The sequence below is a fragment of the Plantactinospora sp. B5E13 genome (assembly GCF_039871775.1).
Taxonomy (GTDB): Bacteria; Actinomycetota; Actinomycetes; order Mycobacteriales; family Micromonosporaceae; genus Plantactinospora.
In genome coordinates this window covers 47,487-59,957 of sequence record NZ_JBDPLT010000051.1, presented here as the reverse complement: position 1 = coordinate 59,957, position 12,471 = coordinate 47,487, and the positions used below count along the sequence as shown (strand labels likewise).

The 12,471-nt window shown below is 72.4% G+C and carries 14 protein-coding genes; 8 read left to right on the top strand and 6 right to left on the bottom strand.

From position 1 onward, the window contains the following. Positions 1-88 precede the first annotated feature (88 nt). Together ABGB05_RS31045 and ABGB05_RS31040 are read left to right on the top strand one after the other, a co-directional pair. The gene (locus ABGB05_RS31045) at positions 89-1,060 is read left to right on the top strand and encodes an aldo/keto reductase (protein WP_347657493.1); all 972 of its coding nucleotides are present in this window, start codon (positions 89-91) and stop codon (positions 1,058-1,060) included. 97 nt (positions 1,061-1,157) lie between these two features. Then, positions 1,158-1,349: a DUF5703 family protein gene (locus ABGB05_RS31040; RefSeq protein ID WP_347657492.1), complete on the top strand. Its 192-nt coding sequence runs from the start codon at positions 1,158-1,160 to the stop codon at positions 1,347-1,349. A 36-nt stretch (positions 1,350-1,385) separates the two neighbouring features. Here the strand turns inward: ABGB05_RS31040 and ABGB05_RS31035 are convergent, their stop codons facing one another. Together ABGB05_RS31035 and ABGB05_RS31030 are read right to left on the bottom strand one after the other, a co-directional pair. Then, positions 1,386-2,048: a hypothetical protein gene (locus ABGB05_RS31035; RefSeq protein ID WP_347657491.1), complete on the bottom strand. Its 663-nt coding sequence runs from the start codon at positions 2,046-2,048 to the stop codon at positions 1,386-1,388. Between the two features lie 234 nt (positions 2,049-2,282). Next, positions 2,283-3,611 (bottom strand): M20/M25/M40 family metallo-hydrolase, encoded by a 1,329-nt coding sequence (locus tag ABGB05_RS31030; RefSeq protein ID WP_347657490.1) that lies wholly within the window; start codon positions 3,609-3,611, stop codon positions 2,283-2,285. A gap of 158 nt (positions 3,612-3,769) precedes the next feature. Here ABGB05_RS31030 and ABGB05_RS31025 point away from each other — a divergent pair, with 158 nt between their 5' ends. From ABGB05_RS31025 to ABGB05_RS31015, 3 genes are all read left to right on the top strand, one after another. Next, positions 3,770-4,411 (top strand): hemerythrin domain-containing protein, encoded by a 642-nt coding sequence (locus ABGB05_RS31025; protein WP_347657489.1) that lies wholly within the window; start codon positions 3,770-3,772, stop codon positions 4,409-4,411. A 118-nt stretch (positions 4,412-4,529) separates the two neighbouring features. After that, positions 4,530-5,237 (top strand): ThuA domain-containing protein, encoded by a 708-nt coding sequence (locus tag ABGB05_RS31020; RefSeq protein WP_347657488.1) that lies wholly within the window; start codon positions 4,530-4,532, stop codon positions 5,235-5,237. Between the two features lie 76 nt (positions 5,238-5,313). Continuing rightward, positions 5,314-6,285, top strand: a complete 972-nt coding sequence (locus ABGB05_RS31015; RefSeq protein ID WP_347657487.1) for a LysR family transcriptional regulator — start codon at positions 5,314-5,316, stop codon at positions 6,283-6,285. A 57-nt stretch (positions 6,286-6,342) separates the two neighbouring features. On the opposite strand, the gene ABGB05_RS31010 is transcribed toward ABGB05_RS31015, so the two are convergent. Further along, on the bottom strand, positions 6,343-7,605 hold the full coding sequence (locus ABGB05_RS31010) for an MFS transporter (RefSeq protein ID WP_347657486.1): 1,263 nt from the start codon (positions 7,603-7,605) through the stop codon (positions 6,343-6,345). A gap of 312 nt (positions 7,606-7,917) precedes the next feature. Here ABGB05_RS31010 and ABGB05_RS31005 point away from each other — a divergent pair, with 312 nt between their 5' ends. Further along, on the top strand, positions 7,918-8,154 hold the full coding sequence (locus ABGB05_RS31005; RefSeq protein WP_347657485.1) for a hypothetical protein: 237 nt from the start codon (positions 7,918-7,920) through the stop codon (positions 8,152-8,154). A 100-nt stretch (positions 8,155-8,254) separates the two neighbouring features. On the opposite strand, the gene ABGB05_RS31000 is transcribed toward ABGB05_RS31005, so the two are convergent. The 3 genes from ABGB05_RS31000 to ABGB05_RS30990 form a co-directional block, all read right to left on the bottom strand. Continuing rightward, the gene (locus ABGB05_RS31000; RefSeq protein WP_347657484.1) at positions 8,255-8,605 is read right to left on the bottom strand and encodes a DUF3140 domain-containing protein; all 351 of its coding nucleotides are present in this window, start codon (positions 8,603-8,605) and stop codon (positions 8,255-8,257) included. A gap of 1 nt (position 8,606) precedes the next feature. Further along, positions 8,607-8,774, bottom strand: coding sequence for a hypothetical protein (locus ABGB05_RS30995; protein WP_347657483.1), 168 nt, complete (start codon positions 8,772-8,774; stop codon positions 8,607-8,609). 79 nt (positions 8,775-8,853) lie between these two features. Continuing rightward, a complete protein-coding gene (locus ABGB05_RS30990) occupies positions 8,854-11,421 on the bottom strand; it encodes an ATP-dependent Clp protease ATP-binding subunit (RefSeq protein WP_347657482.1) in 2,568 nt (855 codons plus the stop codon). Positions 11,422-11,635: 214 nt separating this feature from the next. Here ABGB05_RS30990 and ABGB05_RS30985 point away from each other — a divergent pair, with 214 nt between their 5' ends. Both ABGB05_RS30985 and ABGB05_RS30980 read left to right on the top strand, forming a co-directional pair. Beyond that, positions 11,636-12,010 carry a hypothetical protein gene (locus ABGB05_RS30985; protein WP_347657481.1) on the top strand — a complete coding sequence of 125 codons (375 nt, stop codon included), beginning with the start codon at positions 11,636-11,638 and terminating at the stop codon, positions 12,008-12,010. Positions 12,011-12,210: 200 nt separating this feature from the next. Beyond that, positions 12,211-12,471 (top strand): hypothetical protein, encoded by a 261-nt coding sequence (locus ABGB05_RS30980; protein ID WP_331215004.1) that lies wholly within the window; start codon positions 12,211-12,213, stop codon positions 12,469-12,471.

Below are 12,471 nucleotides of genomic sequence, written 5' to 3'. Positions count from 1 at the left end.
CCCACCCGCCCGTTCTGTGGTGGAACGCGCGCCGGTTATGGCGGGAGCGAGGATATCGGCGGGACGATGTTCTGAATAGAGTTCAACCATGCAGCAGCGACCGCTCGGCCGAAGCGGGCTGGCGGTTTCCCGGCTCGCGCTCGGCACCATGACCTGGGGTCGGGACACCGACGCGGATGACGCTGCCGCGCAACTGAAGAGCTACCTGGACGCCGGGGGCAACCTGGTCGACACCGCCGATGTGTACAGCGACGGGGACGCCGAGGCGGTGATCGGCTCCCTGCTGGGCTCGCTGGTGCCCCGGGACGACGTGCTGATCGCCACCAAGGCCGGCCTCCGCCCGGGTTCCACCCGTCGCCGGGACGGTTCCCGGGGTCACCTGCTGCGTACCCTGGACGCGTCGCTGCGCCGGCTCGGCACCGACCACGTCGATCTCTGGCAGGTGCACGGCTACGACCCAGCCACTCCGTTGGAGGAGACGCTGTCGGCGCTGGACCACGCGGTGAACAGCGGGCGGGTCCGCTACGTCGGCGTCTCGAACTTCTCCGGTTGGCAGACCGCGCAGGCCGCGAGTTGGCAGGCAGCCTTCCCCGGACGGGCTCCGGTGGTCGCCGTCCAGATCGAGTACTCGCTGCTCGAACGGGGCGTTGAGCGGGAGGTGCTGCCCGCCTGCGAGAGCCTGGGCCTCGGCGTGCTGCCGTGGTCACCGCTCGGTCGCGGGGTGCTGACCGGAAAGTACCGGCACGGCCGGCCCGCCGACTCCCGGGCCGCTTCGGCCCATTTCGACCGGTTCGTCGCCCGATACCTGGAGCCCCGCTGCTCCAGCATCGTGGAGGCGGTGGCCACCGCCGCGTCCGGGCTGGGGGCGTCGCCGCTGGAGGTCGCGCTCGCCTGGATCCGCGACCGTCCCGGCGTCGTCGCGCCGATCCTCGGCGCCCGTACGGTCGGGCAGCTGCTCGGCGCGCTCCAGGTCGAACGGATGACCCTGCCGGACGAGATCGCCCGGGCCCTGGACGACGTCTCCGCGGTACCGGTCGGCTACCCGGAACGGGACGGCTGAGCCGCCGCCGGGGGCGGACCGGGCAGGTGGCCCGGAGGCCCAGCTCACGCCGGCGAAGGACTGGTGTCGGCCGATCAGGGTGGGCAGGATAGGGGCCATGGACTACGAATACGCGCCGTTGCGGTTACCGCCGAACGTCGACCGCGTGACCGCGATGGCGCAGCTGGCGATCCAGGCCGAGTTCTCCGGCTGGGAACTGGCCCGGGTCCGGCTCTACCGCGATGGCACCCGCCAGGTGGTGCTGCGGCGCCGGGTGGTCAACCAGGCGCAGCCGGGTCTGTCGTACTGAGCCGGCCGGGCGGCCCGGGCGCGGCCGGCCGGACGCCTACCGGCTCGGCTCGACCTCCTCGTCGGCGTCCGAGAGGAACGGGTGCTCGTCCAGCCGACCGACCAGGCGGTCGTCCGGTCCGGGGGCGAACGGCCCGCTGCTGTCCTCGTCGTCGAACGCCTCCAGGTCGAGCGGTACGGCCACCTCGCTGACCATCACCACCCCGTCCAGCGGCTCCAGCTCGGGAATGTCCAACGCGCCCAGCGAGCCGTCGCCGGTCTGTAGCAGCTCGAGGACCGCCTCGCCGACGCCCTCGACCGGGACGGACTCCTCGTCCTCCGGGGCACCGGCCCGGCGGGCCGCCTGGGCCACCCGGAGCAGCGCCGCCACACTCGGGACCCGGTAGTCCCGGCGGTGACGCACGGAGAGCACCAGCGGGTGCGGGTCGTTCGGCTCGGCGCCGTCGACACCACCCGCGCCCAGCCGCTCGTCCGCCTCGTCCGGGTCGATCGCCTCCACGTCCCAGGGCGTGACCTCGCCGAAGGCGTCGAGCAGGAGTTCGTCGTACTCGTACGACGCGTTGTTGAGCTCGACGTACGCCTGCCAGACGGCGTCGTCGTCGATCCGGCCCTCGGCGGCCCGGACCGCGGCGAGGTGCGCCCGGGCGGTCTCGATGACCCGTTCCAGAGCGGCGTCCAGCGAGGCGTGCTGGTCGGTCATGGTGTGGTCTGTCCCTTCGATACGTTTGTCAGCGGCGGTGCGGCACGTCCGCCGGGCAGGCGGCGCTCCGACACGGCCGGGGGTACTGGATGGCAGACGGAGACTAGGCGGAGCGGGTACAGGTCGGTCGGGTAGGGTCGGCCGGTCCAATTCGGGCGTGGCCGGCTGTGCCGTCGCCAGGTCCGGCGCCACCAGAACGTCTCACCAGAACCGGCGTCGTCAGCTCTGGCGTCGTCAGCTCTGGCGGAGGAACCTGTCGAGCACCCGCACGCCGAACTGTAGCCCCTCGACCGGCACCCGCTCGTTGATGCCATGGAACAACGCGGAAAAGTTCAGGTCGGCCGGCAGCCGCAGCGGCGCGAACCCGAAACAGCGGATGCCGAGCTTCTGGAACGCCTTCGCGTCCGTACCGCCGGAGAGCATGTACGGCACGGCCCGGGCACCCGGGTCCTCGGCCCGCAGCGCCGCCGCCATCGCGTCGACGAGCTCCCCGTCGAAGCTCGTCTCCACCGCCGGCTGGCGGTGGATGTACTCGATCTCGATGTCCGGTCCGACCACCTCGCGCAGTTGTTCGAGGAAGAGGTCGGACTGGCCGGGCAGGCTGCGGCAGTCGATGGTCGCACTGGCCCGGCCGGGGATCACGTTGTCCTTGTAGCCGGCGGCCAGCCGGGTCGGGTTCGCGGTGTTCCGGATGGTCGCGCCGATGATGTTGGCGATCGGGCCGAGCTTGGCGATCGCCAGCTCCGGGTCGTCCGGGTCGAGCTCGATGTCGAGCGCCTCGGAGACCTGCTCCAGGAAGGACCGCACGGTCGGGGTGACCACCACCGGGAACCGGTGCCGGCCGACCCGGGCGACCGCCTCGGCCAGCGCGGTGACGGCGTTGTCGTCGTGCACCATCGAACCGTGTCCGGGACGGCCCCGGGCGTGCAGCCGCAGCCACTCGAGCCCCTTCTCCGCCGTCTCGATCAGGTAGAGCCGCAGGTCGTCGTTGACGGTGTAGGAGAAGCCGCCGACCTCGCCGATCGCCTCGGTGCACCCCTCGAGCAGGTCGGGGTGCCGGTCGACCAGGAAGTGCGCACCGTACTCGCCACCCGCCTCCTCGTCGGCGGTGAAGGCGAGGACGAGGTCACGCGGTGGGCGTACGCCGGTGCGCTGCCAGTCGCGGACCACCGCCAGCACCATCGCGTCGAAGTCCTTCATGTCGATGGCACCCCGACCCCACAGGTAGCCGTCGGAGATCTCCCCCGAGAACGGGTGCACCGACCACTCCGCGGCGTCCGCCGGCACCACGTCCAGGTGGCCGTGCACCAGCAGCGCACCCCGCGACGGGTCGGTGCCGGGAATCCGGGCGACCAGACTGGTCCGGCCGGGCGCCGACTCCCGCAACTGCGCCTCGACGCCCACCTCGGCGAGCTTCTCGGCGACGTACTCCGCGGCCACCCGCTCACCGACCGTGGTGGCGTTGTCGCCGGTATTGCTGGTGTCGATGCGGAGCAGGTCCCGACACAGCTCGACGACCTCGTCGGCGGCGCTCGGCGGGACGGACGCGGAATGGCTACTCATGGGCTTCTTCATACCAGCCGACCCGGTCGGACCGACCGGCCCCACCCGGCCGCGGGTTTCGCCGACCCGAGGCTCGGGTACCTGCCGGCTGTCCAGGCAACAGCCCCGGTCGATACGGTGGCACCGGTTCCTGGACCAGTTTCGTGAGGAGGCCCACCGTGAGCGCGCCGTTGCCCCCGCTGCCCCCGACCGGGGAGGACGAGAACTACCGGCCGGGCGGACAGAGCATGCTCGAGTTGCTCGCCGAGGAGCACGACCAGATCGCGGCGCTCTGCGCCGAGCTCACCGACGACACCGGACCGGAGCGGCGCAGCCAGGTCGCCGAGGTGCTGACCGCGACGGTGGCCCGGCACCTCTCCGGAGAGGAGCAGTACCTCTACCCGACGGTCCGCAGCGTGCTGCCCGACGGCGGGGCGCTGGCCGACCGGGAGCTCGAGGCGGACACCGAACTGCGGCGTACGCTGGCCGAGCTCTCCGACGTCACCCCGGCCGACACCCGGTTCGACCAACTCGCCGACGACCTCGCCCACCGGCTGCGTCGGCACGCCGAGACCGCCCGGACGGTGATCTTCCCGGCGCTGCGGGAGTCGACGAGCGAGACGGACCTGATCCGGCTGGGCAACCGGGTGGAGATCGCCGAGGAGGCCGCACCGACCCGCCCCCACCCGGGCACCCCGGACACCCCACCGTGGAACAAGGTCGTCGAGCCGGCCCTCGGGGTGGTGGACAAGGTCCGGGACGTGGTGACCGGCCGACCGACGTACGTCGAGGACCTGCCCGAGGAGCCGGCCCGGGGCTGAACGTACCGACGGTCCGGGATGTCATGATCCTTCGAAGGCCCCGCCCGGGGAACCGGGCGGGGCCGACCACGGTCGGACGGTCCGGCGGTGGCCGGAGTCGGGGTGGACGGTGGTGACGGTGCGCGACGCACTGGTGGTACGGGGTGGTTGGGACGGCCACGTACCGGTGGCGGCGACGGACCTGTTCATCCCGTTCCTGCGCGACCGGGGATTCTCCGTCGAGGTCCACGACGATCTCGCGGTCTACACCGACGCCGACCGGATGGGCGCCGCCGACCTGGTGGTGCAGTGCTGGTCGATGGGGAGCATCACCGACGCCCAGGCGGCCGGCCTGGCCTCGGCGGTACGGGCCGGAACCGGCTTCGCCGGCTGGCACGGTGGCATCGTCGCCGCCTTCCACCACAACGCCTACCAGCAACTCACCGGCGGGGTCTTCGTCCACCACCCACCGGGGTTCGTCGACCACGAACTGACCGTGCTGCCGGACCGGGCCGACCACCCGATCGTCCGGGGTGTCGGCACGGTGGCCCTGCAGACCGAGAAGTACTGGGTGCTGACCGATCCGCTCAACGACGTACTGGCGACCGTGACGTTCGAGCCGGGGCCGCAGCCGGGGCCGGCGGACGGTCCGGAGGGAACGGACAGCCCCTGGCGGCGAACCGTCACCGTGCCCGCGGTCTGGACCCGGCAGTGGGGCGCGGGCCGGGTCTTCGTCTCGACCGTCGGCCACAAACTCGACGATCTGACGCTTCCGCCGATCCGGATGATCACCGAACGAGGGCTGCTCTGGGCCGCTCGGCAGATTCAGGTGTCCGTTCGGGCGTAGTTTGCATTTCCTTTGGGGGATCTTTCATTGTCCAAAGGTCTTCCCGAGAATCCCGTCCGGGTCCTACCGTCACGCTATGAACCTGGAGCTGCGGCACCTCAAGGTGGTCTGCGCGATCGCGGAGACGGGCAGCGTGACCAAGGCGGCCTCGACCCTGGGGTTGGCACAGCCCGCCCTCACCGCACAGCTCCAGCGCATCGAGCGCACGCTCGGCGGCCCGCTCTTCGAACGGGACCGGCGGGGTGCCCGACCGACCGCGCTGGGCGAGTTGGTGCTGGCCCGGGCCCGGGTGCTGCTGCCCGCGATGAAGGGGCTGCAGGACGAGGCCGCCCGGCTCGCCGGCACCGGTACGACGATGACCCGGTTCCGGTTCGGCGGGGTGAACAGCCCGATCCTCGGTGGGCTGGTGCACCGGCTCGCCGCCGACCAGCCGCACGCGCAGATCAGCACGCACGCGTCCTGGTCGGTCGACGAGCTGGCCCAGATGGTGCTCAGCGGCCGACTCGACTACGTGCTCTCCGGGGTCTGCGGTGACGCGACCCCGTCCGCCGAGTTCGGGCTGACCTGGCGGGCCGTGGCGGTGGACGCGGTGTTCGTCCTGCTGCCCGAGGCGCACCCGTTGGCCGCCGAGGACGAGGTGCACCTGGCCGCGCTCAGTGAGCAGCGCTGGGCAGCGGCGCCCGGCGACGGCTGCTTCGAGAGCTGTTTCGTGGCGGCCTGCGCCCGGGCCGGTTTCACCCCGCGCAAGATCTACGAGACCGACATCCGCAGCTGCATCGACCTGGTCGAGGCGGGTGAGGCGGTCGCGCTGGCCCAGGCGACGTTCCGGCCGGTCTCCGGCCTGGTGACCCGTCCCCTGGCCAACACGCCGCTGCGCTGGCGGCTGCTGCTCGGCTGGCACCCGGAGGCCCCGGCCGCCGCGGTCGCCGACCGGGTACTCGGACACGCCGTCGCCGCGTACAGCGACTCGTTGTCCCGCAACCCCAACTACCTCGCCTGGCTGGCCCGCAACCCCACCTTCGGCCCGCAGGACCTGGCCGCCGCCTGACCCCGCCGGGCAGCGCCTGACGCCTCCGGACACCGTCCTACGTGGCCACAGGCCGGCTCAACCGGCGCTGATCCGACGGGTCAGCGGCCACCAGATCGCCAGTTGGACGAGGGCCAGGGCCAGCACGAACGGCAGGAGTGTCCAGACCCCGACGTGCTGGGCGATCACTCCGGCGAGCCAGGGCAGCGCCGCCCCGCCGATCACCGAGACGCCGTTCATCACCCCGATCGCGGTGGGTACCAGCCGGGCCGAGGTCAACCGGGGCACCAGGGCCATCGCGGTCGGGAAGGCCGGGCCGAGGAAGAAGCCCAGCAGCACCAACCCGACGCTGGCCAGCGCGGCGGTCGGCGCCAGCCAGGCCAGCAGGGCGCTCACCGCGACCCCGGCGAGGCAGCCGAGCACGGTGCCGACCGGGGTCAGCCCGAGCCGGGTGGCGACCGGGCTGATGACGAACCGGCCCACGGTCAGCCCCAACCAGTAGCCGCTGACGGTGTATCCGGCGAGCACGGCCGTCTGCTGGTGCCCATCCACGAGGAAGCTGAAGGCCCAGTTGCCGACGCTCACCTCGAGGCCGACGTAGACGGTGAGGAAGAGCGCGCCGAACAGCACCGCGGGCTGCCGCAGCGCCGCGCCCAGCAGGCCACCGCCAGCCCCCTCCACGGCACGGGTGTGGGCGCCGGCCACGTCACCCGGGCCGTCCGGACGGGTGTCGTCACCGGGGCGGACGTCCGTGCCGGCGGCCGGGACGGCGTCGGCGGGTGCCGACCGGGCCGGGTAGACCGTCAGGAAGCCGACGACCAGTGGCAGGCAGGCCAGGGCGAGCACCAGCCACACCGCCGTCCAGGGCAGCCTGGTCAGCATCCACGCGGCCAACGCCGGCCCGACCAGCGCGCCCACCCCGAAGAACGCGTGCAGGCGGTTGAGCAGGGTGGCCGCGCCCGGCAACTCACTGAGGTAGGCGTTGAGCACCGACTCCAGTACGCCGATGCCATACCCGGCCAGCACCTGCACCGCGACGAACGCCAGGAACGGCGGTCGGACGGCCGTGTAGAGGCCCGCCACCACGAAGGCGCCGCCGCCGACCACGAGCGCGATCCGGACGCCGGTGCGGTCGATCAGTCTTCCGGTGGTGATCCCGGCCAGCAGGAATCCGGCGGAGAAGGTGAAGAAGGTGGTCCCGATGGCCGCCTTGTCCACCTGGTAGTCGAGGATCTGGGCCGGCAGCAGAACGCCACCGACCCCGGCGCTCACACCGACGAAAACGAACGCGGCGTAGGCGAGCAGGACCGCCGGTCGGTGACCGGTTCGAGGGACGGGCACGCGGGCTCCTACGAGGGAGGTCGATCGACGCGGGGGAAGACGTCGGATCGCAGGATGCTAGTCGTGCCGTGCCCGCCCTGGCGAGCGGTATGAGTCAGCCGGGATATACCCCGCCAGTTTCCGGACGGCTACCTTGACGGTGCCCCGCCCGATCCGGGCCCGGCACGCCGACGGCCAGCGCCCCGGCGGTCCGGGCCCGACCCCCGGTCGGCGGGGCACCGACCACCGTGCGCCGCCCGGTTCCGGGCCGGGCGGCGCACGGGTACGCGGGTCGGCGGTGCGAACCGGCCGACAGCGGGTACCGGTACCGGTATGACCGATCTACTGCCGCCCGAGGACGACCGGGAGACCGCCCGCCGGATCGCCGCCGCCCACACCGCCGCCTCGCGGGACGTGGAAGCCTTCCTGCGCCGGGTCCCGGAGCTGCCGAACCCGGAGGACGTCGCCGAGTACGCCGCGCTGTTGGCCCGGGAGGAGGCGATCCGGGTCGAGCGGACCACAGCGGCGGAGGTCGCCGGCCTCGACGGCTCCACCATCAGCGGGGAGTGATGCGCGGCGGTGCCCGCCGGACACGATCCTGCCGCGGTCACGCCGAGCGTGACCGCGGCAGGATCGTCCGCCCGGTTCCCGCCGGGCGGACCTCGGCCGGCTACCGCTCGATCAGCGGGTCGTGACCCAGGTCCAGGAGCGAACGGCGCCACCCCTCGTCGGTCACCCCCGCGGCGGGGCGGGTGTCGAGCAGATCCTGGATCTCCGCGACCGTCTCCCGCATGGTCCTGATGTCCTCGTCGGTCAGGTCGACCTTGCGCTTGCGCAGTACGGCGAGAATGTGTCGACCCGGTTCGGGAAGCCCCAGATCCGGGTCGGCGCCGAACGCCTCCTCACCCGAGCCCTGGGTCAACAGCCAGCTGCGCAACTGCTCCGAGGTGACGTTGACGCAGCTGTGGAAGTCGTTCCACAGCTGCTCCACCTCCGGTTCGACCCGCTGCTGTCGTACCATCTCAGGCCTCCTCCGTCGCCTCGGTCGTCTCCGGCGCAGGTTCCTCCTCCGCCCTGGTCCGCGCCGCCCTGGGCGGCCGCGGCCGGGGCGACTCGGGACCTGAGGTCGGCGGTCGCAGCACGGCGTCGGTCTTCGGACTCTTCTCGCGGTTCTCCTCGGGCTGGCTCACGCTGTTCTCCTCCACTCGACTTCGGCGGGCACGCCGGGGCGGCACGTCCGGCGTGCTCGGGGGCGGCGCGCACCGCCGCTCACCGGCCCGCGGAGAGGGCCGCCGGGCTGCGCCCACCGGAGCGTTTCCCCTCGGACACCTCGAAGGTCAGCTGGTCGTCGCGGGCGTCCACGGTGACCCGCTGTCCCGGCACGAGCGTGCCGTCGAGCAGCATCCGGGAGAGCCGGTTGTCGACCTCTCGCTGGATGGTCCGGCGTAGTGGCCGGGCCCCGAACTGCGGCTCGTAGCCGTGCTCGGCGATCCAGTCCACCCCCTCGGTGGTGAAGTCGACGAGGATGTCCTGGGCGTGCAGCCGCCGCCGGGTCTCGTCCAGCAGCAGTTCGGTGATCTGCCGCAGCTGCTCGTTCTCCAGCCGACGGAAGATGATCACCTCGTCGATCCGGTTCAGGAACTCCGGTCGGAACTGCTCCTGGAGGCGACGCATCAGCCGTTCCCGCAGCTCGGTGTTCTCCTGGTCCTCCCCGCCCTCGGCGCCGCCGCCGAACCCGACGCTGCGTTGGGTGCCGGTGATCAGTTCCGAACCCAGGTTGCTGGTCATGATCAGTACGGTGTTCCGGAAGTTGACCGTCCGCCCCTGACTGTCGGTGAGCCGACCGTCGTCGAGGACCTGCAGCAGGATGTTGAAGACGTCCGGGTGGGCCTTCTCGATCTCGTCGAGCAGCACCACGGCGTACGGGCGCCGGCGTACCGCCTCGGTCAGCTGACCCGCCTCCTCGTACCCGACGTAGCCGGGCGGGGCGCCGACCAGCCGGCTCACCGTGTGCCGTTCCTGGAACTCGCTCATGTCCAGCCGGACCATCCGGTCCTGCTCGCCGAAGAGCGCCTCGGCCAGGGCCCGGGCCAGTTCCGTCTTGCCGACCCCGGTCGGGCCGAGGAACAGGAAACTGCCCATCGGCCGGTCCGGGTCGGCCAGGCCGGTCCGCGACCGGCGGACCGCCTCGGCGACCGCGCTCACCGCGTCGTCCTGGCCGACCACCCGCTCGTGCAGGTGCCCCTCCAGGCGCAGCAGCCGGTCCCGCTCCTCCTCGGTGAGTTGGCTGACCGGGATCCCGGTGGCCCGGGAGACCACCTCGGCGATCTCCTGTGGACCCACCTCGGGCACCCTCGACCGGTCGCCGTTTCCCCGGGCCGCCTCCAGCCGTTCCTTCAACTCCTGGCAACGGTCACGCAGTTCGGAGGCGCGTTCGTACTGCTCGTCGGCGACGGCCTGGTCCTTGTCCCGCTTCACCTCCTCCAGTTCCCGCTCCAGCTCCCGTACGTCGCCGGCCGGCGTACGGGTCCGCAGCCGTACCCGGGCGCCGGCCTGGTCGAGCAGGTCGATCGCCTTGTCGGGCAGGAACCGGTCGGTGATGTACCGGTCGGAGAGCTCGGCCGCCGCCACCAGTGCCTCGTCGGTGAACCGGACCTGGTGGTGGGCCTCGTAACGGTCCCGCAGCCCGCGCAGGATCTCGGTGGTGTCGTCGATGGTGGGCTCCGGGACGAGCACCGGCTGGAAGCGCCGGGCGAGCGCGGCGTCCTTCTCGATGTAGCGCCGGTACTCGTTGAGCGTGGTCGCCCCGATCACCCGCATGTCGCCCCGGGCCAGCGCCGGTTTCAGCATGTTGCTGGCGTCCATCCCGCCCTCGGCGCCGGAGCCGCCGGCACCGACCAGCGTGTGCAGCTCGTCGAGGAAGACGATCAGCTCGTCGCCGTGCGCCCGGATCTCGTCGATCACCTTCTTCAGCCGCTCCTCGAAGTCGCCCCGGTAGCGGGTCCCGGCGACCAGACCGGCGAGGTCCAACTGGACCACCCGCTTGCCGAGCAGCGTCTGTGGCACGTCACCGTCGGCGATCCGCTCGGCGAGGCCCTCGACGATGGCGGTCTTGCCCACCCCGGCCTCGCCGATCAGGACCGGGTTGTTCTTGGTCCGCCGGGACAGGATCTCCACCGCCTGTTCGATCTCGTCGGCCCGGCCGATCACCGGGTCGACCTCGTTCGCCCGGGCGAGGTCGGTGAGGTCCTGGCCGTACTGGTCGAGGGTGGGGGTGCCCCGGTCGGGCGGCCCGGCGTTGCCGCCCGCGTTGGCGCTGGCCGCCTGCAGCGACTGCGGCTGGATCCGACCGGCGGCGAGCATCCGACCGGCCGGGGACTCCGGGTTCAGCGGCAGGGCCATCAGGATGTGTTCGGGACCGATGTACGAGGCGCCCATCGCCCGGGAGAGCTGGTGGGCGTCGAGCAGTGCCCGTTTCGCGGCCGGGGTGAGCGACATGTTCGAGGGGACCTGGCCGTGCCGCGCGGGGCGCTCCACCCGCCGTTCGCCGCCGAGCGCGCCCTGCAGCGCCTCCGGGTCCGCGCCGGCCCGGCTGAGCAGGTCACGTAGGGGTTCCCGCTGCAGCGCCGCCCAGAGCAGATGGTCGGTGTCCAGGTCGCTGCTGTCGGCCTGCGCGGCCCGCCGGGCCGCGTCGGCGAGCATCTCCCGGGCGTCCGCGGTCATCAGCCGGGTGATGTCCACCCGTTGCCCCTGCCGCCGGCTCTCCCCCCGCCCGAAGTACCGGGCCAGGAACTCGTCCCACGGGTCGGCACCGAAGTCGCCGGGTCCCTGAGTCATCTTCGTCCCCCTCATGGGCGCGTCCCTCGCGGGCACGGACACTGGCGCCACCTGGCCTACCCGGCGGAAGGCCCGACAAACGCCGCCTATCGGTCGTCTGTTCGTCCCCGTCGGGCCCTCGCGCCGGCCGTGCTTCCGGGCCGCGGGCCGGGGTGGTCCGGCGTGCCGCCGGGTCGCTGCCGGCCGTGCCGACGGATGGTGGCAGGCTGGGCCGATGGAACCCGGGTCGTTGCTGGTCGTGGACGCCGCCAATGTCGTGGGCTCGACTCCGGACGGCTGGTGGCGTGACCGGGCCGCGGCGACCGCCGGGCTGCGGGACCGGCTCGCGCCGGTGGGCCGGCTGGGCCTGCCGGGACTGGCTCCTCCGGTGGAGGTGGTGCTGGTGGTCGAGGGGGTGTCCCGTCGGGTGCCGGGCATCGACGAGGTCCGGGTGGTCGCCGCCGACGGGTCCGGGGACGACACGATCGTGGCCCTGGTCGGCGCCGAGGGCACCGGGCGGAGGTGTGTGGTGGTCACCGCGGACCGGGAGTTGCGGTCCCGGGTGGCCGCGCTCGGTGCCGAGGTACGCGGCCCGCGGTGGCTGCGTTGACGTAGCCCGACCACCCAAACTGTCGGAGATCCGACTCGGTAGTCATTCGACCACAGAAAGTAGCAGCTCGCCTGAGCTGCACCCGATCTTGGCCGCCCCCGGTGGACCGGACACCCGGGCAGCAAACGCCCAGGGGGCCACCGACCGGTCCGAGGGATAAGCTCTAATAAGAGCCCTCCCCGCCCCCAGGAGGTTTCGCCGTGGCGAGCGTCGCCGAGTTGAAGGCAGCCATCGATGCCGCGCTCCAACAGATCGGCGACGGCCAGGCCGCGGTCCAGGCCGCCAGCGAGAAACTGGCCGAGGCACAACAGACCCTGGCCGGCGCGTTGGAGGGCAGTGGACACAGCACTGTCGACGCCGCCCAGGCATCGCTCTCCCAGGCCGCCCAGGAGCTGGAGGAATGTCTCGCCGCGACCCTCGCCGCGGTGGAACAGGCCCAGCTCTACGTCTCGACCCTCTGA

Excerpts from the sequence above, each read along its gene's own strand:
- ABGB05_RS31045 (WP_347657493.1), top strand. The coding sequence starts at position 89 with ATGCAGCAGCGACCGCTCGGCCGAAGCGGGCTGGCGGTTTCCCGGCTC.
- ABGB05_RS31040 (WP_347657492.1), top strand. The coding sequence starts at position 1,158 with ATGGACTACGAATACGCGCCGTTGCGGTTACCGCCGAACGTCGACCGC.
- ABGB05_RS31035 (WP_347657491.1), bottom strand. The coding sequence starts at position 2,048 with ATGACCGACCAGCACGCCTCGCTGGACGCCGCTCTGGAACGGGTCATC.
- ABGB05_RS31030 (WP_347657490.1), bottom strand. The coding sequence starts at position 3,611 with ATGAGTAGCCATTCCGCGTCCGTCCCGCCGAGCGCCGCCGACGAGGTC.
- ABGB05_RS31015 (WP_347657487.1), top strand. The coding sequence starts at position 5,314 with ATGAACCTGGAGCTGCGGCACCTCAAGGTGGTCTGCGCGATCGCGGAG.
- ABGB05_RS31005 (WP_347657485.1), top strand. The coding sequence starts at position 7,918 with ATGACCGATCTACTGCCGCCCGAGGACGACCGGGAGACCGCCCGCCGG.
- ABGB05_RS31000 (WP_347657484.1), bottom strand. The coding sequence starts at position 8,605 with ATGGTACGACAGCAGCGGGTCGAACCGGAGGTGGAGCAGCTGTGGAAC.
- ABGB05_RS30990 (WP_347657482.1), bottom strand. The coding sequence starts at position 11,421 with ATGACTCAGGGACCCGGCGACTTCGGTGCCGACCCGTGGGACGAGTTC.
- ABGB05_RS30985 (WP_347657481.1), top strand. The coding sequence starts at position 11,636 with ATGGAACCCGGGTCGTTGCTGGTCGTGGACGCCGCCAATGTCGTGGGC.